Genomic DNA, 24,539 nt, shown 5'->3' with positions numbered 1-24,539 from the left:
TGAGCCGCCCGATCACTGCGTGCGGGGCGGGGCAGCCGGAAGTTCCGCGAGCAGCTCCGGGTAGGCGGTGAAGGCGGCGACCTGCAACTGCGCCACGAGGCGCTGGGCGGGATCTTCGACGTCGATGCCGAATATGTCGCGGATTCGGGTGAGCCGGTATTTGAGCGTGTTGCGGTGCACGTAGACCGCGCGGCCGGCGGCGGTCAGGTCGCCGCCCGCGTCGAAGAACGCGCGCAGGCTCGCCAGGTGCTCGGTGCCGCAATCCCGGTCGCTGACCACCATCCCGGCGACGCCGCCCTGCAGCAGCCGCGGTCGCTCGCGCAGGATTTCGGTGATCTCGGAGAGGATCGCGTCGGCGACGGAGTCGTCGAAGGCGAGCACCCGGCGCGACTCGTCGAGCAGCGGGAGGTCGAGCAGCCGGTCGGCGGCGCGGCGCGCCTCGGCGAGCTGGGCCGCGGACGCGATTTCCCCGCTGATCGCCGCGCGCAGGCTCAGATGCAGTTGCCGGTCCGCCTGTCCGGTGATCTCCCGGGCCAGCCGGGCCGGTTCGTCCGGCGTGCGATCGGCGACCGGGAACGTCGCGTAGATGCGCCCGTCGCACGAGGTGACCGCGCCGCGCCTGCGCGACGCTTCCACCCGCAGCGCCACCAAATCCTCGAGCGGACGGAGCTCGGGGGTGGCCGGCGCCGGTCCCGGCCGGTCCGGGACGAACGCGACGAGCCGGAAACACACCCCGTCGAGACCTAGGTGGCTTTGCACAGTGGCGGCGTTGGCCCGCCCGGCGAGGGCGTTGCGCAGCAGGTCGCTGCGCAGCCTGCGGTCGAGGTCCTCGCTGATCCGCGACCGCAGCAGCTGCAGCGCGGCGACGCGCGCGGTTTCGGCGAGCAGATCGGCCGAATGCTGGTCGAGCTTGTGCTTGGCCTCGGCGACCCAGAGGTAGCCGAGGATGTCGCTGCCGCCGCGGATGGCGGTGACGAGCCGGGTCGCGCCGTCCGGCGGCACCACCCGGACCGGGGTCAGGCTCTGGCGCACCCGCGGCAGGATTCCGGTCGACTCGCACCAGTCCATGAACTCGCGCGGCGGCCTGCGGTGCAGGATCGAATGCTCCCTGATCTCGTCGATCGGGTCGCCGAGGCTGGAGAACGCGATCACCTCCATCCGCTCGTCGTCGATGATGACCGGTCCTTCGAGCATCGCGGCCGCCGAGTTGGCCAGCGCGAAAAGATCGCCGAAGGGGACGCCGCGCTCGTCCGGCACGGTGGCCGCGGCCGACGCGATCGAGGTGCGCGCCAGCGAATGCAGCTGGTCCCAGGACATTTCCGGGGAGATCGCGAGCACAGTGGCGCCGTACGCCTCGCCGAGCGCGCGGAGCCGTGCGCGTTCGGCGTCGCCGTGGATCTTGAAGGCCAGCACGGTTTCCGGGCCGACCTCGGCGACGAGGCGCTCGGTGTCCGGATCGGCGGCGCGCAGCCCGATGCCGAGCACGAGGTCGCCGGGATTGATCTGCACCGCCGTGCTCGTGTCGTGGATCAGCACGGCCACCACCGGCAGGTCGAGCCCGGCGGGAGAGTGCAGCACGTCGACGAAATCCCCGCCCACCAAACCGAGGAAGGTGTCCAGGGTGAGTCCGGCAGCGCCCATGGGGTGTCTCCCTCCGGGCTGCTCAGCGCGCGCTGGGCACCCCTTCGACGTCGGTGTCGGCGGAAGAGCCTCCGGCATTGTCGGCCATCGGCGCGGTCCCGGCAAAGCCCGCGAACAGGTAAGCGTAGACCCCGACCGCCGCGACGAGCGCGTCGATCTCGACGTACTCGTCGACAGTGTGGGCGACCGCGAGTTCGCCGGGCCCGAACACGACCGACGGGATGCCGAGCTGGTTGCGCATGAACCGGGCGTCGGTGGTGAACGGCAGCCCGGTCGTGCCCGGTTCCTGGCCGGTCATCGCGGCGAACGCGTCGGCCACGTACCCGACGAACGGGTGTCCGGGGGCGATCTCCGACGGTTCGCAGAACGTGTCGACCCGCAGGTCGTAGTCGGTCCCGCGGACGAGTCCCAGCGAGGCGATCCGGTCGACGATGCCCTGGACGGCCATGGCCCGGCTCTCGCCCGGCAGCACCCGGCGGTCGATCTCCAGCCGGCATTCCTCGGGCACCACGTTCGGCCCGCTGCCGCCGCGGATCGTGCCGACGTTGCACGTCGTCCTGCCGAGCAGCGGGTGCGGCGTCTGCGGGAATTCGTTGTCGTGCAGCACTTGCGCGATCGCGGCCGCCGAGATGATCGCGCTGCGCCCGTTGGCCGGTTCGCTGCCGTGCGCGGGCACCCCGTTCGTAGTGACCGTCGCGAACATCAGGCCGCGCTCGGCAAGGCACAGCCGGAGCCCCGTGGGCTCGGGGTCGAGGCACGCGTCCGCCCGCACGAGATCCCGCGCGACCAGTGCGGCGGTTCCTTGCGCACCGCCGAGCTCTTCGTCCGCGACGAGATGAAACACCAGCTCGCACGGCAGTTCCAGGCCGAGCGAACGGCATACCTGCAATGCCGTGAGGGCAGCCGCGACCCCGCCCTTCATGTCCGCGGCACCGCGCCCGTAGATCCGGCCGTCGGCCACTTCGCCGCCGAACGGGTCGTGCCGCCATGCGTCCGGGCGGGCCGGCACGGTGTCCAGGTGGCCGTTCACCAGCAGCACCGGCGTACCCGGCCGGGAGCCGGTGGTCAGCAGGAGATTCTGCCGCCCGGGGGCGGTTTCCACGACGGTCGCCGCGAGCCCGAGGTCGGGTGCCCGTTCGCGCAGATGGCCGACGATTTCCGTCTCCCGGCCGGGAGGGTTTTCCGAGCGGATGCGCACCAGATCCTGGGTGAGGCCGGCAACCGCCTCGACGTCGACGGCCGCGCGGATCTTCCGGACGAGCTCGGGGCGGGTCATCGCAGGTCCTTCAGGTCGTCGTGGCCGAGGAAACCGGCGTCGGCGAGCCGGTCGAGGAACCGGGCCAGCCGAGGATTCGCCGCCAGCGGGCCGGCGAGCTGCCGGCGTGCGGCCGCCATATCGCCCGAGCGGGCCAGCAGGACTCCGCGCCAGAACTCGGCCTCGGGGTTGCCCTTGAGCACCTCCGCCGCATCGGCGAGCGCGGCGAGCGCCCGGTCCCGGTCGCCCGGTCGCGGCTCGGCGTAGCGCCCGACCATCAGCCCGGGCGCGAACATGGCGCCGGACACGGCATCGAACGCCCGCCGGTACGCGAGCAGCCGGCGCAGTTCGGCGACCGGATCGGAATGGTCTTCCACCCGCAGGTCGACCGGTTTGTGCTGCCAGGGTTCGCCGGTTCGCGACCCGTCGACGACCAGCAGTGCCGCGCCCTGGCTGCCGCGGATGTCGCCGCCCGCGCGTTCGGCCGCTTCGAGCGCGTGCATCATCCGTTCGGCCAGATCGCCTTCGCGGTCGCGATAGGCCGCGAGCATCGCGGGCAACACGCTGTCGTGATCGAGCATGTTGCCTTGCACGCTCACCGCGCCGTCGGACAGATTGCCGGCGGATGCGATGCACGCTTGCCCCGTCCACGCCGCTGCGTTGCCCGTCGTGCCCACGAGAGCGACCTGCCGGACCTCCGGGTGGTCGTCGTCGCGCAGGAGCCGTTCGAGCGCGTCCTCGGCCGGAACGCCGTCGGCCAGCAGGTCCAGTCCGCGCGCGCCGTAGCGGCCGTCCACGAAAGCCTGGGTGGCGACCGCGCCGACGCCGGGGACAGCCCAGGTCACCGACGCGCCGGGGGCGAAAAAGTGAGACTGGCAGGCCACGCCGAGCTGTCCGGTGCGCTCGTCGCGGGCCACGATGGAGTAGGTCATCGGTTCCCCGTTTCCGCGAAGGCGTGGAATTCCCTGACCGCGGCGGCCGTTCCGGCGGGATCCTCCAGCATCGGCAGGTGCCCGATCCCGTCCAGCAGCCGCACTTCGGCGTTCAGCCCGGCGGCCAGTTCCCGTGCCCGCGGCGGCGGGCAGGTCGGGTCGTGGCTGCCGACGAAAACCCGGGCGGGCGGGGGAGCCGCGGCCACGACTGCCGCGGCCGGCCGGGAATCGGCGTCGCCGAACGTGCTGCGCAGCACGCGCACCACGGTGTCGGTGGCCCGGTCGCCGTCGCGGCCGCCGGAGGCGAGCTCCACCAGCCGCGCGGCAGCGTCCGGCCGGGACCGCGGGCCGAGGATCTCGCCGCCGTGCCGGGTGAACCATTCCCGGACCCCGAGCGTGCGCAAGGCCTTTTCCGCCTCGTCGAGCGCGTCGGCCGCCCAGCCGACGCGCAGCGCGGCGCCGAACGCCGCGATGCTGGCCACTCGTTCCGGGGCAGCGGCAGCCAGTTCCACCGCGACCGCACCGCCGATCGAGCCGCAGACGAGATGCGCCCTCTCGACACCTGCCGCGTCGAGCACCGCCGCCGCGTCGGCGGCGTAGTCGGCCGGCAGATAAGGGCCGCCCGGGTCCGAGTGGCCGTGCGCGCGGTAGTCCACCGCGAGCGCACGGCCCCGGCCGCCGAGCGCGGCGACCACGTCGGCCCAGACCGCGGCCGCCGTGTTGACCGGGTGCAGGAACAAGACCGGGACGCCGCTGCCCGGCCAGTCCAGATAGGACAGTCGGCCGGAGCGGCCCCGGGCGGATCGGCGCAGGTGCGGTGTCATTGTCCCTCGTTTTCCTGGGCGGCCGGCGTTCAGGCGTCCTGCGGGAACCGCGGCAGGTCCGGAGAGGCGATCGGCGAGGCGTGGAAGTGCCAGATCTTCCACACCGGATTGCCCTTGCCGTCGTCGCGCCGGTACACCTCGGTCACCCGGAACACCAGCGGCTCGGGGTCGGGTTCGAGGACCCCGGTGCCCTTGTCGCCGCTCACCTGTGCGCTCCAGTACGTGGTCAGGTAGGCCAGGTCGCCGTCGGCGTGCACCTTCGGCTCCTCCACGATCTTCATGTCGGAGAGGTTGAACCCGATTTCGTGCAGGCCCTCCCACAGCTTCGCTTTCTCCGCGGGACCCCGGTACTCGTGGCCGTTGAGGTTGAACTGCAGATAGCCGGGGTCGGCGAAGTTCGGGTACATCTTGTCGATCACCAGGTCGTTGTTCGACTCGAGCCAGGCGTGGTGCACCGCCAGGATTTCCTTGATGTCGTTCTCGTTTCCGGCCATGGGTTTTCCTCCTCGGTTCAGGCCTCGCGCGCGGCGGCGCGGAGGGCAGGGACGACGTCTTCGGCGAGCTGGGCCAGGAAACGGCGCTGGTCGGCGCCCGGCCCGTGGAACACCAGGTGCGTGAACCCGGCGTCGAGGTACGGCTTGAGCTGGGCGACCGCTTCGGCCGGGTCGGCGGCGACGATCCACCGGCGCGCCACCTGCTCGAGCGGGAGCGCGTCGGCGAGCCGCTCCATCTCTTCGGCCGAATCGACGGTGTGCTTCTGTTCCGCGGTGAGCGCGAGCGGCGCCCAGAACCGCGTGTTGTCCAGGGCCGCGGCCGGGTCGCGGTCGTAGGACAGCTTGATCTCGATGAGGTGCTCCACGTCGCCGGCCGCGCGGCCGGCTTGCTCCGCGCCGGTGGCGACGGCGGGCACCAGCTTTTCGGTGTAGAGGTCCATGCCCTTGCCGGAGGTGCAGATGAACCCGTCGGCGACGCGCCCGGCGTAGCGGGCAACCAGCGGGCCGCCCGCGGCGACGTAGACCGGAACCGGACGCCCCGGCCGGTCGTAGACGCGCGCGCCGGCCAAGGTGTAGTACTCGCCGGAGAAGTCCACCGACTCCTCCGTCCACAAGGCACGCATCAGCGTGATCGCCTCGCGGAGCCGGGCGAACCGCTCCTTGAACTCCGGCCAGTCCATTCCGGACACCGCGATCTCGTTCAGCGCTTCGCCGGTGCCGACGCCGAGCGCGACCCGGTCGCCGGTCAGCAGCGCCATGGTCGCGAACGTCTGCGCCAGCACCGCTGGGTGGTACCGGAACGTCGGGGTCAGGACGCTGGTGCCGATGCGGACGTGTTCGGTGCGTTCGCCGACCGCCGCCATCCAGGCCAGCGCGGAGGGAGCGTGGCCGCCGCGATGGCGCCAAGGCAGGAAGTGGTCCGACCCCCAGACGCTGTCCAGCCCCAGCTCCTCGGCGAGCACTGCGTATTCGACGAGTTCGCGCGGGCCGAACTGCTCGGCCGACGCTTTGTACCCGATCGTGAGTTCCACAGCGGGGCTTCTCCTAGGCGAGGCGCGGCAGGACCGCGGAGGCGGCGAGTTCCAGTTCGTCGCGGGCGGACGCGGCGTTGACCGGCGAGAGGACCACGCTGGTCGCGCCGGCCGAGCGCAGCGCGGCCACGCGTTCCAGCACGTCGTCGGGGTCGCCGGCGACGGTCAGGGTGTCGATCCACTCTTCCGGCAGCGCCTCGGGGAGCCGTCCGGGGTCGCCGGCGAGCAGGTCGGCGAGGTGGTCGTTGTAGCCGAACGCGGCGGTGAGCGGGTTGTGCGGACCGACCGCGGCGAGGTACCCGGCAAGCGCGGGGCGCACCGCGGCCCGAGCCCGCTTGCTGTCCCGGTCGACGCTGAACAGCGCGAACGTCGGGACCAGGTGTTCGGTGGCGCCCGCCTCGGCCATGCCTTCGCCGATGTGGCCCAGCGCGGACGAGAGGTACTCGGTTCCGGCGAGCACGCTCATCACGGTCCCCTGGGCGATCCGCCCGGACAACCGCAGCGACTTCGGACCAAGCACGCCGGTCAGGATGGGCACTTCGGCGTCCGGCCGATGCGCCGCGGAGACCGCGCGGAACGCGAACTGCTTTCCTTCGAGGTCCACGGTTTCCCCGCGCAGCAGAGCGCGGACGGACTCGACGCATTCGCGCAGCGCGGTCAGCGGCGATTTCGCGGTGACGCCCATCTGGTCGGTCCACGCGGGCACGCCGTGGCCGATGCCGGGCAGGAAACGGCCGGGATGCGCTCGCGCCAGCGTGGCGATCTCCATCGCGGCGACCGCTGGGTGCCGGGCCACCGACGCGACCACGCCGAGTCCCACCTTGACCCGGGAGGTCGCGCCGAGCGCGAGCGCGGCTCCGCTGAATCCGCCGTAGCAGAAGTAGTCCTCGGCCACCCACACCTCGCCGTATCCGAGCCGCTCGGCGGCAGCGGCGAGCCCGGCGATGTCCTCCGGGGGCGTCGAGGTCGCGACGAACACTCCGACGGGCGCGGTTTCTGTTCCGCTCATGGGAAACCTCCGGAAGGCGGGGGAGAGGGCGGACGCCGCCGCTCGGGAACCAGTCTCGGGTCCCGGGGCGCGAGGCGGCAATTGGCGGTGCGACGAACCGGGCGGGCGCATTTGAGCGTTCCGGCGATGGACGCCGCCTCCGGCCCGGCCGACGATCGGGAGACCGGGTGCTCCCGGCGACCGTCGTTTCCGCGACCGGAGGAATGACCGTGACCCAGCAGCAGGTACCGCCAGGACTGATCGGCGCGCGGGTGCGCCGCAAAGAGGACCCCCGGTTGCTCACCGGGCGCGCGCAGTACGTGGACGACGTGGTCCTGCCCGGCCTGCTGGAAGCGGCGGTGCTGCGCAGTCCGCATCCGCACGCCCGGATCCGCTCGATCGACGCCAGCCGGGCGCGGGCGCTGCCCGGGGTGTTCGACGTCCTCGTCGGGCCGGAGGTGCGCGACGCGTGCGCGGCGCCGCAGCCGGTCGTCTGGCTGATGATCCCGGACCAGCGGATGACCGGGCAGTACGCGCTCGCGGTCGACAAGGTCCGGTACGTGGGCCAGCCGGTGGCGGTCGTGGCGGCGAAGAACCGTTACGTCGCCGAGGACGCGCTGGAGCTCATCGAGGTGGATTACGAGGTGCTTCCGGCGGTCAGCACGCTCGACGACGCGCTCGCTCCGGACGCGCCGCTGCTGTACGAGGACTGGCCGGACAACGTCAGCTGCCGCCAGACGATTCCCAAAGGAGACGTCGAAACCGCCTTCGCCGAGGCGGACGTCGTGGTGACCGAGACGCTGGAGTTCGGCCGTCAGATGGGCGCGCCGCTGGAGACCCGGGGCGCGGTGGTGTCCTGGGACCCGCTGACCGACCGGCTCGAGGCGTGGCTGTCGACGCAGTCGCCGAATCTCGCGCGAGACCTGCTCGGCGATGTGCTGGGCCTGCCGGTGGAACGGATCCGGGTGCGGACGCCGGACGTCGGCGGCGGGTTCGGGAACAAGTTCGACTTCTACGCCGAAGAAGTTCTGGCCGCGCTGTTGTCGAAACGCACCGGCCGTCCGGTGAAGCTGATCGAAGACCGGCACGAAAGCTTCGCCGCCAACGCGCATTCCCGCGAGCAGCGCATCGAGGTGTCGGTCGCGGCGAAGGCGGACGGCACGATCACCGGGCTGCGCGGGACGGTGTGGGCGGTGCTGGGCGGGCAGCTCGCGACCGTCGGGATAGGCCCGTGCTGGCTTTCCATGGCGTTGCTGAGCGGCCCGTACGACATCCCGAATGTCGAGGGCACGGTGGTCGGGGTGGTGACGAACAAGTCGCCGTACGGCTCGTATCGCGGCTGGGGACAGCCCAAGTGCAACTTCGCGCACGAGCGGCTCATCGAGAAGCTCGCCCGGGAACTGGGCCGACCGGCCAACGAGATCCGCCGGCGCAACCTGATCGCCCCGGACAAGTTCCCGTACCCGAGCCCGGTGTTCTTCTACGACAGCGGCAACTACGCCGACTGTCTCGCGCTCGCCGAGCAGGGCGTCGCCGAGCGCGGATGGCCGCAAAAGGTCGCCGCGGCCGCCGAGGAGGGCCGTTCCCTCGGCATCGGCTACGCGTTCCACATCGAGATCACCGCGCTCGGGCCGACGCGGATCATGAACGGGGCCGGTTTGCAGCACGGTTCGTTCGACGAGGAGGTCGTGCGGATCGACTCGAGCGGCGGGGTGACCGTGCGCACCGGGCTTTCCGCGCTGGGGCAAGGCATCGAGACAGCCCTGGCGCAGGTCGCGGCCGGAACGCTCGGGGTGCCGCTGGATTCGGTGACGGTGCTGTCCGGCGACACCGAGACCGCGCCGTTCACCGGATACGGGACGGGCGCGAGCCGAGGGGCGAGCCTTGGCGGCGGCGCGGTGCTGCGCGCGAGCACGCGGTTGCGCGACAAGGTGCTGCGGATCGCCGCACATCTGCTGGAAGCGGATCCGGGCGACCTGGAAATCGTGGAAGGCCGGATTTCCGTGGCCGGAGCCCCTTCCGGGCCTTCGGTGTCGATGCGAGACATCGGCGACGCCGCCTATCGCAGGCTCGCCGGGAACCTGCCCGACGGCGAGACTCCCGCACTCGAAGAGCGGGATGTTCTCGACCCGGACAATGTCGCCTTCTCCTACGGCGCCACCGCCGTGCTCGTCGAAGCGGACCGGGAGACCGGCGTCGTCGACGTTCTCGGCTACCTGGTCGCGCACGACTGCGGCACGGTGATCAATCCGAAGATCGTCGACGGCCAGCTGCACGGCGGCGCGGCGCAGGGCATCGCCGGGGCGCTGTACGAGGAGATCCTTTACGACTCGGAAGGACAGCTGCTCACCCGGTCCTTTATGGACTATCTGATGCCGACGGCGTCGGAGATTCCCGCCTTCGCCACCCTGCACATGACGACCACCGCTGACCACATTCCCGGCGGCTTCAAGGGAATGGGCGAAGCGGGCACGATCGGCGCGGCATCGGCGATCACCGCGGCGATCGAGAACGCGCTGCCCGAGCTCGGCCCGCGCCTGACCCGGGTGCCGGTGACCCCGCCCCGGCTGCTCGCCGCCATCGACGCCGCCACCGAGGAGAACGCATGAAACCCGCCCCGTTCGACCACGTTCGCGCGACCAGCGTCGAGCACGCGGTCGCGATGCTCGCCGAGAACGCCGACTCGGCGCGGGTGCTCGCCGGCGGGCAGAGCCTCGTCCCGCTGCTGGCCACCCGGCGCGTAAAGCCGGCGCTGCTGGTGGACATCAATGGACTGGCCGACCTCGCTTACGTTCGCACCGGCGACGGGCACGTGGAAATCGGTGCCCTGACTCGCAACCGGGTCGTCGAGACGTCGCCCGTCGTCGCGGACGCGGCACCGCTGATCGTCGAAGCGCTGCACCATTCCGGGCACGTGACCATACGCAACCGAAGCACGATCGGCGGCAGCGCGTCGTACGCGCATCCGGCCGGCGAGAATCCGGCGGCCCTGCTGACCCTGGGGGCCTCCGTGGTGTTGACCGGGCCGGCCGGGCGGCGGATCCTGCCGGTCGCGGAGTTCTTCCGCGGTCCGCACCGCACGGGCGCGGCCCCGGACGAGCTGCTGACCGCCGTCCGGGTTCCGGTCTCCCCGCCCGGAACGCGGGTGGCGGTCGCGGAACTGGCCCGAAGGCACGGCGATTTCGCCCTGGTGGCAGTGCTGGCCGCACTCCGGCTCGACAACGCCGGCCGGATCGTCGCGGCGTCGATCGGCATCGGCGGAGCGGGACCGACTCCGATGCGGGCAGCCGGGGCCGAACGGCTTCTCGTCGGCGAGGCGCCCTCGGCGGAACTGCTGCGAGCCGCCGGCGCCGCCGCGGCGGCCGAGGTCGACCCGCCGACCGACGTGCACGCCCCGGCCGCCTACCGGCGCCGGGTCACCGACGTGATGACCCAGCGCTGCCTGATCCGGGCGCTGCCCCCAGCTGAGAGGATTTCCGCGGCATGACCAGTACACAGACAGCCCGCGCCGTTTCGTTGACCGTCGACGGCGAACCGGTGACCAGGGTGGTGGAGCCGCGGCGGACGCTGTCGGACTTCCTCCGCAAGGACTGCGGCAAGACTGGCGTCCACGTCGGCTGCGAACACGGCGTGTGCGGAGCGTGCACGGTAGTGCTGGACGGCCGGACCGCGCGTTCGTGCTGCACGCTCGCGGTACAGGCGGAGGGCGCCGAGGTGGCGACCGTGGAGAGCCTCGCCGACGGGGCCGGCCTGCACCCGCTGCAGGAGGCGTTCTGGGAGCACCACGGCCTCCAATGCGGGTTCTGCACTCCCGGCCTGCTGCTCACGGTCAGGGAGCTGCTCGCCGACAATCCCGACCCGACGGACGCGGAAATCCGTGCCGGCATCTCGGGCAACTTGTGCCGATGCACCGGATATCAGTTCATTGTGGAGGCGGTCCGGGCGGCCGCGGCGAAGCTCCGCGAAGGCGGTCCTCGGCGATAGGGCTCGGCGTTTCGCACGCGACTCCGGCAACCCCGCACGACCTGACGGCGCCGGACTCGGCCGGAGTCGCCGACGATCCGGTAGCGCCCTGCTGGATCACCCGATCAACCGGAGCTTTCAAGAAGGAATGAATGCGCCGACATGGTCTGGCCATGCGACGCAACGGATGCCTCGGCCGTTGCTGCTCCGTCCGCGTTCTTCGCGATCGTCGTCGCGGTGCCGGAGCGGCAGGCGGTCCGGTCCAATCGGGCGTACCGTCTCCGGGTTATGGGAACAAGGCGCTGGACTGGTTCGGGAAGCGGAGGACTGGGGGAAAGGAGCAGGCTGTCCCGGTCGGCGCGGGTGCGGCGGGCATACCGCGACCGGATCAGCACTCCGCAGCGCACGCTGGTGATCGCGTGGAGCGCGTTCACCGCGACGTTCGGGATCACCCGGGCGATCACCTATACGCTGCATCGCGAAGGCGCGGGCGGTTCCGGCGGGATCACGATCGGTGGCCGGCACATCCACCACTACAACTTCGGCATCGCCGCGCTGCTCGCGGTCGGCGCGATCGCCCTCCGGGGTGACGACCGGCGGCGGCAGCACCCGGGTACCGCGGCGGCGTACGGCGGCGGGGTCGCGCTGATCGTGGACGAGCTGGCGCTGCTGGTCGATCTCAAGGACGTCTACTGGGCGAAGGACGGCCGCCGCAGCGTGGACGTGGCCGCGTGTCTCATCGGTCTTGCCGGCATGTATTTGGCCGGCCAAGAGTTCTGGCACGCGGCCGGGCGCGAGCTGCTCGTCGGCAAACGCGTCCGGCCCTGCAGTGCGGGCTGACCCGCGCGGCGGACGCATGCGCACGGGCCAGCCGGTCCGCAGGTCGCTACAGCCAGTCCCGTTTCTTGAAGGACACGTACAGCGCGAGGGAAAGCACGACGATCACCAGGGTGGACGTCCAGAACCCCGCGCTGGTCTGGAAACCTGGGTAGGGCACGTTTTGGCCGTAGAAGCCGGTGACGGCGGTCGGGATGGCGATGATGGCCGCCCAGCTGGTGACCTTTTTCATGATCGTGTTGAGACGGTTGCCCTGGATGTTGAGTTGCGTCTCCCGGATCGTCGTCACCAGGTCGCGCAGCGACTCGGTCCACTCCGAGGCACGCAGCACGTGGTCGTAGATGTCCTGGAAGTAGGGCTGCAGTTCGCTGTCGACGAGATGCAGGTCGCGGCGCATGACGGTGTTGAGGACTTCGCGCATCGGGAGGACGACGCGCCGGATGCGCACGAGGCTCTTGCGCAGCGCGAAGGAGCGCCGCTGCATGTCCGCGTAGCGCGGACGTTCGTCGAACACGAGGTCTTCGAGCGCTTCGATCTGCTCGTCGAGTGCTTGCACGACCTCGAAGTGACCGTCGACGATGTGGTCGAGCAGCCCGTGCACCAGGAACCCGACCCCGTTCTTGGCCAGCTCCGCCGCCGAATCCCAGCGGGCGACGACCGCGTCGATCGGGAAGTTCTCGTCCTTGCGCACGGTGACCAGCGCCTGGCCGGTGATGAAGGCCGCGAGCTCCGACACGACCACGATCCCGTCCGTGCCGTCGAGCACGGCCGAGTACGCGGTCAGGAAGGAGTGGGAGTCATACCGGTCCAGCTTCGCTCGCTGATGTTCGTGCACCGCGTCCTCGACCGCGAGCGGATGCAGGCCGAGTTCTTCGCTGATGGCCGCGAGGTCTGCCTCGGTCGGAGCGCAGAAGTCCAGCCACACCGTCGTTTCGGGATCGGCGAGGTAGTCCGACACGTCCGCGACCGGGATTCCCTCGGCCGCGAGGACTCCGTCGCGATACACCCGCGTGCGTGCCATCACGAGCCCCGCTCAGAACGAGAACGCCAGGTCACCGACAAAGACACCGGGACATTCCGCGGCAACCAGCACGTCAGCAGCTCCAAACCCGTCGCAGGACCGGCCCGCTCACGGCGAACGGGCCAATCGCGCACCATCCACGAGAACCGCTGTGAGAACCCTGAGAACCCGACGGCCGGGTTCGGGAAGCACTCGACCCGGTGCCTCCGCCGCTGACCTCCGCGGTCGACGCGAGGTGCGCGGCCGCGGGGCGGTGGGTGCCGGTGAGCTTGCTGCTGGGCCTGGTCACCGGGGGCACTGTCCCTGTGCTGGATCGGCACCGGCTGGCCGAACGGCAGCGCGACTGGGCCGCCGCACAGGAGGGCGGCGGCGGTGGCCGCCGGCGCAGGTCTTGGCGCGGTTCGGGCCGACGCGGATCGGGGATATCACCGTGCTGGAGGTCGACGCGTGGAGGACAGCGGCGGCCGGCTGTGGCACGCCGAGGCGGACAGGTCGCTCGTGCCTTGTCCGGTCAGGTTTTCCCAGGTGTCCGTGTCGCCGGTGAAGACGAGGAGATGGAAGAGGTCGTCGAGCCGGCGGTGGGCTTCGTCGCGGAGGTGCTCGACGAGCACGCGTCGTTGTGCGTCCGTGGCGGAGGCGAACGCTCGTCTCCAGTCCTCGTCCGCGGTGAGGGTCGCCGCGTATCCGGAGAGGTCGATGAGCAACCGCATCGGCGGCGCTGTCATGCGCGGGTCCTCGCGCTGCCGCCGAGTTTGCGGATGAGGAACGGCACCAGCAGGCACACCGCGAACAGCCGCAGGCTTTGGACGGTGGAAACCAGCGGCACGTTCACTCCGGTCGACGCCGCGGTCGCGAGCACGGCGTTGATCCCGCCGGGCGTGGTGGCCAGGTACGCCTCCAGGAACGAGGTCTCGAGAAACGCGGTCGCCAGCCAGGCCAGTCCCGCGCAGGCGAGGCACACGAGCGCGGTGGCGCCGACGATGTGCGGCAGGAGACGTCCGACATGCCGGACGACCGGCCAGGTGAACCGCAGGCCCACCTCGAGGCCGACCACGATGAAGACGAGGTCGCGCAGCGGACCCGACGGGGTGAACCCGCTGACGGCCGAGGTGGCGACGGCGGTGGCCGCGACCAGCATGGTGCCGAGCAGGACCGGTGCGGGCAGCGAGAGGCGGCGTCCCAGCTGGCCGCCCAGTGCGCAGATCGCCGCGAGGACGAGCAGTCCGGAGAACTGGCTGGACGCGGCGATCAGGTGCCCCGCGTGCGGCAGCCCGAGCGTGATCGCGTTGTCGGGGTCGGCCGGAGCGTCGGGCTGGACGGCGAATGCGATGAAGGGTGCGGTAAACGCGACCAGGCCCACCCGGATGTACTGGGCGAAGGCGACCAGCCGCGCGTCGGCGCCGACTTCGTCCGCGCACGCGACGATCGCCGCCGAGCCGCCTGGCGTCAGTCCGAGCAGCGAGTCCGGCACGGTGAGCCGGGTGATGCGGGCCAGCGCGAACGCGACGCCGAAGCAAATGCCGACCGAGGCGACGGTGACGACGGCGAACGGGATCGCGGAGGCAGCGATCGAGTGCAGGGTGGACAGGTTCAGGTAGGTGCCCATCAAGGCCCCGACGAGGGCGTGGCTCGACCGCGTGAGCGGCCGGGGCATCTGCTGCCGCACCGCTCCGGTGAGTGCGAGCACTGCCCCGGCCAGCAGGGAGACCAGGAGCTGGGGAGCCGGCACGGCAAGGGTTTCGGCGAGTTCCGCCAGGAGGTAGCACGCCCCCAGCGGGACGGCCCAGCGCAGGAGATCGCGGGCCGCGAGGGCGTGCCGCTGCTGAATGCCGAGAATCGTTCTGCTTGCGAGTGTCGTCACCTGTTCGTCTTCCTCGTAGTGGAGTGGACGGAGGGCTGAGCCCAGACGACGGTGGTTGGGTATTTCCCAACGTAACGTGCCGGTGTAGCTACCGCCTGTGCGGTCAGTGACGACTGGGTAAAGAGAGGTAAATCGTGGTTTGCCTTGATCGGCGGGGGACGCGCGCGCAATCGAAGCCGACGTCGCCGGGCTGGCGTGAGTTGCTGTCACCTGGCTCAGGCAAAGGTCGCACCGCGGCTGTCAAGGTCGGTTGTGCATCGGCGCAGGTCAGGTTGAGCTCACGAGGACGGGTACTGCTCAGCCGTGCACGGCTGAGCAGAAGGAGCCCGAAGGCGCGACGGAATGGTGCCGTCGTCGCAAATCAACCTGGTGGCGGTGCGGGTACCGCGTACTCGCCGGCGCCGCCGCGCGAATCGGATGCGGCTTCGCGGAAGGGAGTCTCCACCAGACGATGAATTGCCAGTGCGGCGAGGGCAATGTCGACGGAGACCAGCTCCGGGAGCGGAACGCTCTCGATGTCGCTTTTCCACGCAGTTAACAACGCGTCCAGTGCGAGGTCGGTGTCCATCTGTGTCCCTGCCCTTCTCTGGTTAAGTCGGCTGGCCAGAGCGGGTGTTACGAACTGCCCCGGCGACTGGCGGTTGCCGCGTGGGCGCCAGGAAGATCGGGCCGGGTCGCGGGTGAACGTCACCATCGGCACATGGACGCTGGCATCGCGCCTCGAGTCCACAGTGGACGATCAATGCGAATGAGCCGTCGTCGATCGCAGCGGAGGCTGCGTCTGCCCGCCGGGGAGCGGCGCTGGCGCGGTCGAGCGCACCGCCGCCGGTGCGGTCCCGGAGCGGGAGACCTGGCTTGGCGGCCAGTGGCGCTGTGACAGTCGTGGCGCGGGAAGCCGGCTGCCGCTGGTGGGCGGCACCGGCCCGGGGCGGACGGAACGGCTGTCTCGCGGCGGCGTTCGGCTGGCGCGCAGAGCACGAGCAACGGGCCGGCGCTGGCGATGCGGCAGGCGGCCGGTCGCGTGTGAAGCAGCCGGCGCTGGCGGTTCGCACCACGCTGCCGCAGTCGCCGGGGGTGCGCGGAAAATCGGTAAAACTTCGGCTAACTCTGCTGTGTCACGCGAGTTTCCGGGTGCATTCTTTTCAGTGGATCGTTCCGGCGTCGGGGGTCGGCGCGCGTCACGCGCGCGCCGGGCCGGCCGGGGCGATCCGCGAGAGACCGCTCTCGCGGTGGTCGGACCGCCTCGAGGGTCTGTCTGGGTGCTGTTTGGCCTCGAGGCGGTCGACCGGTCGCTGTCTGATCGGCAGGTCCGTGCGCGCTGCTGTTCTGGTGCGGCGTCCGGGCTCGGCCGGGTCCGGGGCCGCGGCGGCCGGAGCGTTTCGCGATGCCCGATGGCCGACTCGCTCCTTCCGCGCCGCACCTCGGAAGCACATCGCGTGCATTCACGCCTGAGGTGCGTCCTCCAGTGCAGCGCACGGCTCGACCCGGACTCCGGCGGAGCCGGAACGGTCCAGCACGGCCGGAGCGACCCGCGGCCGGCCGGCCGCGGTCACCGTCCTCAGTCCGTTTCCGGTTGCTGCCAGGGCCTTCCGGCTCGTTGTGCGGCGAGGTGGACCTCGTCGCCGTGTTCCTGCCAGTTCTGGTCGGCCGGGTCGTGGTCGCCGATCCGTCCGGGGCGCGAGGCGTGGCCGCGCTCGCTGCCCGGTCCTTCGGTTGTCTGGGTCATGGTTCCTCCGTCTGCACTGCGTCCGGACACCCGAGGCCGGGTGCGGAAACCGCGGCCGGTTCGGGGTGCGGCGGCCGTCCGGCGCACCCCGAACCTCCTGCCTGGCAAGGACATCGCCTTCCGGCTCACCACCGGCCGACGGTGGTCGCGCCGTTCGAGGCGTTCCAGCTGATCCACCCGTGCTGGAAGTCGTTCCGCCTGCCGCCGGGGATCCCGTACTCGCTGCTGGTCGGATAGCCGAGGAACGACCGTTCCCAGCCCATCGACGCCCACCGGGCGCGGATCGCGCCGTAGATGGCCTGTGCGCCGGTGGTGGGTGTCCAGTAGATGGAGGCGCCGCCGGTTCCGGTGAAGTGGTTGTAGCGGCCGGTGCCGTCGGGGGTGCCGGTTTCGTCGGTGGTCGGGTAGCCGAGTACGGATCGTTCCCAGCCCATTGATGCCCACTTGGCGCGGATGGCGCCGTAGATGGCCTGTGCGCCGGTAGTGGCGGTCCAGTAGATCGAGCCGCCGTCTGCGCGGGAGAAGTGGTTGTAGCGGCCCTTGCCGTCGGGCGTGCCGGTCTCGTCCGTAACGGGGTACCCGAGCGGGGATCGCTCCGACCCGAGGGCGACCCACTTGGCGCGGATGGCGCCGTAGATCGCGTGTGCGCCGGTGGTGGGTGTCCAGTAGATGGAGGCGCCGCCGGTTCCGGTGAAGTGGTTGTAGCGGCCGACGCCGTCGGGGGCGCCGGTCTCGTCGGTGGTCGGGTAGCCGAGCACCGACGCCGGGCCGCCGTACTGGCGGTACTTCGCCAGGATGTCGCCGTGCACCTCGTGCGCCCCGCTCGCCTGCGTCCAGTAGATGGAGCCGTGCTCGTAATCCTGCGCCTTGCCGCCGCTGGTCGGCACGTACTCATTGCCTGCCGGCTTGCCGAGGAAGCTGCCCGCGCCGCCGAGCTGGTCGTAGTGCGCGACGATCGGGTCGGCAGGCGGCGGCTGGACCGGCAGCTGGTCCATCAGGCTTTCCAGCGCGGTGCCGATCTGGCTCGCGGACGCCGAGGCGACGAGGTAGTGCTGCGGTTTCACGGCAGTGGTGTCCCACTTGTCTCCGCCGTCCGCTGCCACCAGGACCGAGCCGGGGTCTGGGTTGTCGGCGAAGAGGCCGTTGTGCCCGATGCCGGCGTCGTACATCGCGATCGGGTCCCAGCTGTTCATGCTGTTCCCCGCGCCGATCATCCGCTCGTAGGCGGCGCGGACCGGGTTGGTCGCGGGCGTGCCGGCGAGCCCGGCTCCGGTCGAGACGGCGGCGCCGACTTCGTAGCCCTCGAACTCGGCGGGCACGCTGGTCGGCCAGGTGTTGACGACCTGGGTGGCGGCCGAGGCGTCCGCCTTCCAGTTGTACTCCGGGCCGTCGGTGGCGTTGCTGGCCGGGAACTCGCCGCCCATCATGGTGAGCGATTTGACCTTCTGGGCGATGAGCTGAGTGCCGGGGAGCGAGCTGTAGGCGTCCGCCGGGGAGTTCATCAGGTTGGCGAGGTTCGTTTCGAGCCCGATCGCGACGATCACCACGCTGTGGTCGGTCGCTCCGGCGAGCAGTTTCCGGTAAAGCGCGACCGCTTCCGGCGCGCTGTTGCCGTCGGCGATCTGGGTGGGGAAGTTCTGGGCGAGGTATTTCGCGTAGTCCGGGCTGGAGACGTCGTCCGCGGCCGGTTTGATGCTGCCCACCGGAATGCCGCCGTGGCCGTAATAGGTGTTGATCGCGGAAACCGCCGGCGCGCCCCATTTGCTCGGGTAGTTCACCATGACCCCGAGGATGTTCACCTGGCCGTTGTCCTGCATGGCATTGGCGATGGCGAGCGCGCCGGCGTCGTCGGCGCTGCCGTAGATGTCGGTGTCGATGATCAAGGGAGTGGCGGCCGTCGACGCGCCGGGCGTCGCGGCTTTGGGCGCGGCGGGCGGGGTGGCGGGCTTCGTCACGGAAGGTGCGGGCCGGGTGGCCGTCACCTTGGGGGGCAAGGGTTCCCACGGCTGCTTGTTCGTCGGCGGCGCCGGCGCGACGGTCGCCGCGGAGGTCGGCGCCCCGGACGCGAAGGCGGCGGCGACGACCCCGGCCGTCAGCGCCGAAATGGCGGAAAGCGTGCAGAAGCGGGGCCATCTGCCGGGTGATCTTTTCATCGGACGCTCCTCCCGATTCGCCGGCGAATCCGCCGCGATACCGGTATCGGAAAAATTGGTCGACGCGTAACAACGGTCGCGTGGTGACACCATTTCCGTTATCTGGTGTCAATGGTTTCTTGATCGCCAATACGCTGGCGGGCAAAGCGGCCCGCGCCATTTCGGCGGCGCGGTTCGACGGCCGGCCGCGACGCGGCCGGGATCAGCGGTGCAGCAGCCGGCGCAGCCTGGCCAGGAGCCCGGGCCCGCGGAACCGGCGGCACTCGCCGGGCGGGCAGAGGGCGCATTCCGTGCCGCCCCGGTAATGCGCATGAGCTTCGCGAGCGTGTCCGCAGCGGCACATGTCGCGGCCTGCGGTGGGGGTGCTGATGGCGGCCCTCCAGATGTCGCGGGGTGGCGGTCAGCATAGCCCACCCCCCTCAGCCGACCGCGTTCATGACGCGAAGCACCACCGAGGCGACCAGCAGCACGGTCACGACGACGGCGGCCAGGTCGAGCCGCCGCACCAGCCGCGACCGGGGCGGGCGGACGCCGCGTTCGCCCGCGGCTCGCTCCGCCGCCGCGGTGCGCACGAGGACGAGCCCGGCGAACGCGCCGGCGAAGACGGCGACGAGGAACACCAGCACCGCGTCGTTCATCGCGGCCCCCGGTCCGCGCGGGCGAGCAGCTTCGCGCCGCCCTGGTCGAACACGACGCGGTAGTTCCCGCCGTAGAGCAGGTCCGCGACGAGCCGGTCGGTCCATCCGGGGGCGAGACCGTAGTAGATCCGGCCGTAATTCTCTTGCGAGGGCGTGACCACGAGGTAGTCCGGTGCGGCGTCGAGCACGCAGGTCGCGGCGCGGACGTAGCCCGGGCAGGTCCGTTCGAGCGAAGGCTGGCTGACGAGCCCGATCTTGTCGAAGCCGATCGGGGTGGCGTCGGCGCTGAGCACGCTGATCGTCTGGCCCGGGGCGGCGGACCGGTAGGCCGCGGCAACCGCGGCGACGTCGGCGCGGGTGTAGCTGAGGTAGGCGTCGCCGCCGCCGCGGGCGGTGACCGTGCCGAGGCCCAGCGCGGCGAGCACGGCCGCGACCGCGACCGGGCCGATCCCGCCGGAACGCGGGCGGACTCGGGCAGCCGCGCGCGCCGCGCCCGGGCCGCATGGCCGCGGCAGAAGCGCGTCCAGGCCGCAGCCGCCCAGGATCGCCGCGAACGGCAAGGCGAACAGAAAACAGCGGACGAAGACTTCGCCGCCGTAGGACTGCAACGCGGCGAGCCCGAGCGGAGCGAGTGCCAGCAGCACCAGCGGGACCGAGCGCAGCCCGCGCCGGCGGCGCGCCCACCAGCCGCCGAGCGCGAGCGCGCCGACCGCACCGGTCAGGCAGACGCGCAGGAACAGGATCGCCGTGCGGCCCGCGTCGCCGGTGAACCGGCCGGTGATGCCTTGGTCGACCGACGAGCCCACCTGCCCGAAGTCGCCGATCACCATGCTGAGCTGGCCCTGCCAGAAATCCTTGGCGCCGAGCGCGAACCACACCAGCGCGGGGACCAGGACCACCCAGGGCAGCCAGCCCGGCCACAGCCGGCCGGTCAAGGCCATCACCAGCAGAAGCCCGGCCAGCAGGAAGGGGGTCAGCTGGTGCGACGGCGCCAGGGCCAGCGCGAAGAGCAGAAGCAAGCCGTGCGCGACGAGCCGTTCCCGGACCAGGTTCGCCGGGGGAGCGCGGTGCGCCGGCCGGGACGGGCCGCCGTACGCCAGCCCTGGCCGCACGAGATAGCGGACGACCAGGGCGAGCGCCGCGAGCATGATCAAGTAGGTGGCCGCCTGCGGGGAGAAGTAGTCCTGCTCGGTCCACTCGGCGAGCAGGAAAATCCACGTCGCCAGCCAGCTCGCGCGGCCGGTGCCGAGCACGGCGGCCGCGAGCACGCGGACCCCCAGCACCGCGATCCCGGCGATGACGGCCGGCGCCCATCGCAGCAGCGGCGTCGCGTCCGGTGCGTTGCTCGCCCGGGTCAGGAACGCGATCAACGAGAAAAACCCGGGCCAGGAGAACCGGGCGTCGTAGCCCTGCAACGGCTGCCCGTTATCGGCGAGGTACCGGGCGAATCCGGTGTGCAGCCAGGAAACGGTGAGCCGCGCGGTCTGTTCGCTGGCCGGCTGCAGCCCGTAGACGAGCAGCACGCCGAGAGCGGTGCAGGAGGCGAGCACGCGCGGCCGCGGCCGGCGGCGGACGAGCTCCACGACCACTGCGGCGGCCAGCACCGGGTACGCGGCGATCAGCACTGGCGACAACGCGGTGACCAGTCCGAGGCTGCCGAGTTCCGCCGGGACCACCGGGCGCAGGCCGGCCAGCCACAGCACTCCGGCCAATCCCGCAAGGGACGGCCCCAGCGCGTCCTTGGGATCGCCCGGCAGGCGGAACCGGGGCAGCTTCGTCCGTGTCCGGGTTCCGGCCGCGGACGACCGGAACCCGGACACGGGCGGGGCGAGCCTGGTCACGGGCCGGCTCTCCGGGGCGCGGTCAGCTGGCGCAGCAGCTCGAAGAGAGTGGCTCCGGCGAGCACGAGGAACGCCTCCCAGGGGTGCCACCAATGCAGTGCCGTCATGAGTTCGGCGAGCAGCAGCGTCCCGGACAGCCCCACCGCGATCGCGACGAGCCATTCCAGCGAGCGAGTCGCGAGCCGCAGGTGCGCGGCGACGGCCCAGCCCGGCGCGAGAAGGACGAACGCAGTGTCCAGATACAGGCGGGCGGCACTGGTGACCTGCCAGGCGGACAGGACCAGCACAGTCGCGCTGAGCGCCGCCAGCAGCCAGCCGGCGGCGCGTCGTTCCCTGTGCGCGGACGTCACTGGCTCTTCCCTCGCGCCGGTGCTGACCATGCGCTCCGCACGAGGGCGAACGGCCCGGCGGCGAGACCCGCCGCCTGGGCGAGCAGCAGACGCGTGCGCGGGCCTCCTTCCGCTCGCCGGGCAGCGGGCGGCGAGAGCACTGTGCCGGCGCGCCCGGCGACGGCCCTCGCGACGAGCCAGGCGTCTCGGGGCCGGTTGAGGAGATGCTTGACGAACATCGCCGACAGCCCGGTGCCGTAGGCGTGCAGCCGGGCCCGCAGGTCGGCCCATTCGGGTCCGTGCTCGTGCCAGGCCACCGCGTGCGGCGTGTACACCACCGTGCCTCCGGACCGCGCGAGCCGCACGAAGAGCTCGAGGTCTTCGCCGGCGCGCGTGGCGGTGCCGGGGCCGAGCAGCGGGTCGAAGCCGCCCAGCCGGTCCCATGCGGAACGTCGCCACATCGCGCATCCGCCGGGGCCGAACTGCCCCGGCGTGAACGCCTTGCGCGGATCCTTCGCCGCTTGCGCCGGGGCGAAGAGGACGCGGCGGGCGCCGCGGCCGAATCCTTTGAGCTCTTCGAATCTTCGCTGGGCCGGAGTGTCCAAAGAGGCCGGAAGCACGAGGCTGGTGGCGCAGTCGACGCGGACGTCGGCGAATTCCGCCGCCAGGTTGGCGGCCCACCACCGGTCGACTTCGATGTCGTCGTCCACGAACGCGATCAGCTCTCCGCGAGCCGCCGCGGCGCCGGCGTTGCGAGCGCGGCTGACCCCGGGCGCCGGCTCGGCGACATACCGGACTCGCGGGGAAGCGGCAGCCAGTTCGGCCAGCCCCGCGGACGCGGGCGAGCCCGGGCGGTTGTCCACCAAGACGACCTCGAGCTCCGGATAGTCCGTGGCCAGCAAGGATTTCACGCATCCGCGCACCTGGTCGGCCCGGTCGGCAGTGGGCACGACCACGCTGACCGGCGGAGCGAAACCCGCCGCGGCGGGCCGCTGCGGCGGCGCCGCCGGGCGGACTGCCCCGGGAGCCAGCGGCACTCCGGTGACCGGCAGCCGCGTGACGTCCAGCGTCCAGCGCCCCTCGCGCACCAGCACCAGCGCCTCGCGGTATCCGAGTTGCGCGTGCGCGGGAACGTGCACCGGCGCCGGGCCGCGGCGGACGTCGAACTCAGTGACGGCGATCGGCGCGCCGACGGCTTTTTCCGCCCGCCGGGCGGATTCCCTCAGGTAGCCGCCCGTCGCGGCGAGCAGAGCGGACGCGATCGCCGTGATTCCCTGCGCGGACGCGGCCAGCCTGCCGTGCGCGGCGAGGCCGGCCGCGCGGCCGAGCGAGGCGGGGAGCACCCGGGTCGCGTAACGGCGTTCGGTGGAGACCGCCTCGCCGGTCCCGGCCAGCTGCCGGACGACCGCTTTCGACAGGCCTTCCGCCCAGCTGCGCCGGACCACGTACGACCAGGTCATGCGGTCGGCGCTGACCTGGTGCCGCACGACCGAACGCGGTTCGAACAGGATGCGCGCGCCGGGCAGGCTTCGCCGGGCCCGGATGCACAGCTCGGTCTCCTCGCAGCCCAGCGGAATCGCGTCCAGCCTGCCGACGCGCGTGGAAAAACCCCCGATCGCGTCGAACACGCTGCTCCGGAACGACATCGTGCAGCCCATGACGTTGCGGACCTCGGCAAGCTCGGCCGGAAGGCCGCGGTAGGCGCAGCCGACGACCCAGTCCAGCGCCCGGTCCCCGGGCAGCCAGCCGGGGCGGCCGCGGCCGTCGGGCCACACCGGGTCCGCCGCGCCGCCGACCGCGATCACGGCCGGATCGGCGTACGGCGCGAGCAGCGCGGCGAGCCAGCCCGGTTCGGCCGCGGCGTCGTCGTCGAGGAACGCGACGATGTCGCCGGCCGCCGCGGCGACGCCGGTGTTGCGGGCGCCCGACAGCCCGCGCGGACCGGCGTTGTCGACGACGCGGACGCCCGTCAGCTCGGCTCGGGCGGCGCTGGCCAGCTCCGCGTTGTGGTCGACGACCAGGATCACCTCCAGCGGCGCGGGAATCTGCGTCGCCGCGGACGCGAGTGCGGCGCGCAGGGACGGCCAGCGAGCGGTCGTGTACGCGCAGACGACCACCGAGGCGGTCCGGGGCGGCTCCGGCCGGGCCGTCACGCAAGCTCCTGTGCGGCGAGGTCGCCGGACCCGGCCAGCCCGGGTCTCCGGCGCGCGCGGTAGCGGCGGTATTCCGCGAAGATCGTGCGCAGGACCCGCGCTCCGTCGGAGAAGGTGCGCAGGTTCGTCTCGCCGAACAAGCGCTGTCGCTCGAAGCTCGGCACTTCGACCGCTTTCAGCCCGGCCGCTACGACCCGGCAGCTCAGGACGGTCTCGATTTCGAACCCGTCGCCCCACCGCTTTCGCCCGCTGCGGGCGTGGGCGGGCGGCAGTTCGAGTTGCGGCACGATGTCCCGCCAGAACGCGTTGTAGCCGTAGCAGAGGTCGCTGAACGCGGTGTCGTACAGCGTGTTGGCCAGCCGGTTCAGCGCGGCGTTGCCCAGCCGGCGAAGCACGGTGATGTCGTCGCTGCCGCCCGGCTCCCGGTAGCGGGTGCCCTTCGCGAAGTCGGCGCCGCGGGTCAGGGTCTCGACGAAGGCGGGGATCTCGGCGGGATCGGCCGAGCCGTCGGCGTCGAACATGACGATGACATCGCCCGAGGCCGCCTCGAACCCGCACGCGAGCGCGTTTCCCTTGCCGGTGCGGGTCTGGGAGATCGTGACCGCGGACGGGCGCAGCCGGCGCACGACTTCGACCGTGCCGTCCACCGAATGTCCGTCGACCAGAACGATCTCGGCGCCTTCGGGCAGTTCCGGAAGGACCACTTCGAGATTGCGCGCTTCGTTGCGCGCGGGAATGACGATACTGATCTTCGGATCCGCGCCTCGTCCCATCGGATGCTCCCTCTCCCCGGCGAACCGCCGACCGCCCCCGCAGTTTTCCCGGCGTCCACCCGGATTCAACTCGATGTCT

23 protein-coding genes are annotated in these 24,539 nt (G+C 71.6%); 5 read left to right on the top strand and 18 right to left on the bottom strand.

What is annotated here, in order from left to right; all coding sequences use genetic code 11:
• Positions 1–12: 12 nt before the first annotated feature.
• Genes L942_RS28055 through L942_RS28025 form a run of 7 tightly spaced genes read right to left on the bottom strand, consistent with a single transcriptional unit; the run spans position 13 to position 7,186 of the window.
• Positions 13–1,641, bottom strand: coding sequence for a PucR family transcriptional regulator (locus L942_RS28055; RefSeq protein ID WP_037366146.1), 1,629 nt, complete (start codon positions 1,639–1,641; stop codon positions 13–15).
• Between the two features lie 22 nt (positions 1,642–1,663).
• Complete coding sequence (locus L942_RS28050; RefSeq protein ID WP_051166300.1) at positions 1,664–2,917, bottom strand: M20 family metallopeptidase; 1,254 nt, start codon at positions 2,915–2,917, stop codon at positions 1,664–1,666.
• Positions 2,914–3,828 carry a DUF1028 domain-containing protein gene (locus L942_RS28045; protein WP_037366143.1) on the bottom strand — a complete coding sequence of 305 codons (915 nt, stop codon included), beginning with the start codon at positions 3,826–3,828 and terminating at the stop codon, positions 2,914–2,916. The genes L942_RS28050 and L942_RS28045 overlap by 4 nt, the downstream gene beginning before the upstream one ends.
• The gene (locus L942_RS28040) at positions 3,825–4,652 is read right to left on the bottom strand and encodes an alpha/beta fold hydrolase (protein WP_051166299.1); all 828 of its coding nucleotides are present in this window, start codon (positions 4,650–4,652) and stop codon (positions 3,825–3,827) included. The genes L942_RS28045 and L942_RS28040 overlap by 4 nt, the downstream gene beginning before the upstream one ends.
• Before the next feature lie 29 nt (positions 4,653–4,681).
• Positions 4,682–5,146 carry a YybH family protein gene (locus tag L942_RS28035; protein WP_037366140.1) on the bottom strand — a complete coding sequence of 155 codons (465 nt, stop codon included), beginning with the start codon at positions 5,144–5,146 and terminating at the stop codon, positions 4,682–4,684.
• 17 nt (positions 5,147–5,163) lie between these two features.
• Positions 5,164–6,177: a glucose-6-phosphate dehydrogenase (coenzyme-F420) gene (gene fgd / locus L942_RS28030; protein ID WP_037366138.1), complete on the bottom strand. Its 1,014-nt coding sequence runs from the start codon at positions 6,175–6,177 to the stop codon at positions 5,164–5,166.
• 13 nt (positions 6,178–6,190) lie between these two features.
• A complete protein-coding gene (locus L942_RS28025) occupies positions 6,191–7,186 on the bottom strand; it encodes an LLM class flavin-dependent oxidoreductase (protein WP_037366136.1) in 996 nt (331 codons plus the stop codon).
• A 209-nt stretch (positions 7,187–7,395) separates the two neighbouring features.
• On the opposite strand from L942_RS28025, the gene L942_RS28020 reads away from it, so the two are divergent.
• The 4 genes from L942_RS28020 (at position 7,396) to L942_RS28005 (ending at position 11,968) form a co-directional block, all read left to right on the top strand.
• Positions 7,396–9,774 (top strand): xanthine dehydrogenase family protein molybdopterin-binding subunit, encoded by a 2,379-nt coding sequence (locus tag L942_RS28020; RefSeq protein WP_235079443.1) that lies wholly within the window; start codon positions 7,396–7,398, stop codon positions 9,772–9,774.
• On the top strand, positions 9,771–10,652 hold the full coding sequence (locus L942_RS28015; RefSeq protein WP_037366134.1) for an FAD binding domain-containing protein: 882 nt from the start codon (positions 9,771–9,773) through the stop codon (positions 10,650–10,652). The genes L942_RS28020 and L942_RS28015 overlap by 4 nt, the downstream gene beginning before the upstream one ends.
• Positions 10,649–11,149, top strand: coding sequence for a (2Fe-2S)-binding protein (locus L942_RS28010; protein WP_037366132.1), 501 nt, complete (start codon positions 10,649–10,651; stop codon positions 11,147–11,149). Before L942_RS28015 ends, L942_RS28010 begins: the two co-directional genes overlap by 4 nt.
• Positions 11,150–11,491: 342 nt before the next feature.
• Positions 11,492–11,968, top strand: a complete 477-nt coding sequence (locus tag L942_RS28005; RefSeq protein WP_200862942.1) for a hypothetical protein — start codon at positions 11,492–11,494, stop codon at positions 11,966–11,968.
• Between the two features lie 46 nt (positions 11,969–12,014).
• Here L942_RS28005 and L942_RS28000 read toward each other — a convergent pair whose 3' ends face one another.
• From L942_RS28000 to L942_RS44480, 6 genes are all read right to left on the bottom strand, one after another.
• On the bottom strand, positions 12,015–12,986 hold the full coding sequence (locus tag L942_RS28000; RefSeq protein WP_106965063.1) for a magnesium transporter CorA family protein: 972 nt from the start codon (positions 12,984–12,986) through the stop codon (positions 12,015–12,017).
• A 425-nt stretch (positions 12,987–13,411) separates the two neighbouring features.
• On the bottom strand, positions 13,412–13,711 hold the full coding sequence (locus tag L942_RS27995) for a hypothetical protein (RefSeq protein ID WP_037366129.1): 300 nt from the start codon (positions 13,709–13,711) through the stop codon (positions 13,412–13,414).
• Positions 13,708–14,847 carry an AbrB family transcriptional regulator gene (locus L942_RS27990; protein WP_051166298.1) on the bottom strand — a complete coding sequence of 380 codons (1,140 nt, stop codon included), beginning with the start codon at positions 14,845–14,847 and terminating at the stop codon, positions 13,708–13,710. Before L942_RS27990 ends, L942_RS27995 begins: the two co-directional genes overlap by 4 nt.
• Positions 14,848–15,208: 361 nt before the next feature.
• Positions 15,209–15,415, bottom strand: coding sequence for a hypothetical protein (locus L942_RS44490; protein WP_158684548.1), 207 nt, complete (start codon positions 15,413–15,415; stop codon positions 15,209–15,211).
• Between the two features lie 990 nt (positions 15,416–16,405).
• Positions 16,406–16,573 carry a hypothetical protein gene (locus L942_RS44485; protein WP_158684547.1) on the bottom strand — a complete coding sequence of 56 codons (168 nt, stop codon included), beginning with the start codon at positions 16,571–16,573 and terminating at the stop codon, positions 16,406–16,408.
• A 125-nt stretch (positions 16,574–16,698) separates the two neighbouring features.
• Entirely contained in the window at positions 16,699–18,456 is a 1,758-nt protein-coding gene (locus L942_RS44480) for a nucleoside hydrolase (protein ID WP_051166297.1), read from the bottom strand.
• Here L942_RS44480 and L942_RS44475 point away from each other — a divergent pair.
• Positions 18,443–18,796, top strand: a complete 354-nt coding sequence (locus L942_RS44475) for a hypothetical protein (RefSeq protein ID WP_158684546.1) — start codon at positions 18,443–18,445, stop codon at positions 18,794–18,796. The genes L942_RS44480 and L942_RS44475 overlap by 14 nt on opposite strands.
• 349 nt (positions 18,797–19,145) lie before the next feature.
• Here L942_RS44475 and L942_RS27975 read toward each other — a convergent pair whose 3' ends face one another.
• From L942_RS27975 to L942_RS27955, 5 genes are read right to left on the bottom strand one after another with little or no spacing between them, the layout of a single operon-like run.
• The gene (locus L942_RS27975; protein ID WP_037366126.1) at positions 19,146–19,364 is read right to left on the bottom strand and encodes a hypothetical protein; all 219 of its coding nucleotides are present in this window, start codon (positions 19,362–19,364) and stop codon (positions 19,146–19,148) included.
• Positions 19,361–21,205, bottom strand: coding sequence for a hypothetical protein (locus L942_RS27970; protein ID WP_158684545.1), 1,845 nt, complete (start codon positions 21,203–21,205; stop codon positions 19,361–19,363). The genes L942_RS27975 and L942_RS27970 overlap by 4 nt, the downstream gene beginning before the upstream one ends.
• Positions 21,202–21,555, bottom strand: a complete 354-nt coding sequence (locus tag L942_RS27965; protein ID WP_037366125.1) for a hypothetical protein — start codon at positions 21,553–21,555, stop codon at positions 21,202–21,204. The genes L942_RS27970 and L942_RS27965 overlap by 4 nt, the downstream gene beginning before the upstream one ends.
• Positions 21,552–23,687 (bottom strand): glycosyltransferase, encoded by a 2,136-nt coding sequence (locus L942_RS42545; RefSeq protein ID WP_063695813.1) that lies wholly within the window; start codon positions 23,685–23,687, stop codon positions 21,552–21,554. The genes L942_RS27965 and L942_RS42545 overlap by 4 nt, the downstream gene beginning before the upstream one ends.
• Positions 23,684–24,460: a glycosyltransferase family 2 protein gene (locus L942_RS27955; protein ID WP_037366123.1), complete on the bottom strand. Its 777-nt coding sequence runs from the start codon at positions 24,458–24,460 to the stop codon at positions 23,684–23,686. Before L942_RS27955 ends, L942_RS42545 begins: the two co-directional genes overlap by 4 nt.
• Positions 24,461–24,539: the final 79 nt, after the last annotated feature.

It is taken from the genome of Amycolatopsis orientalis DSM 43388, from assembly GCF_000411975.1.
In the GTDB taxonomy this organism is placed as follows: domain Bacteria; phylum Actinomycetota; class Actinomycetes; order Mycobacteriales; family Pseudonocardiaceae; genus Amycolatopsis; species Amycolatopsis orientalis_D.
This window is presented reverse-complemented; position numbering and strand designations above follow the sequence as displayed.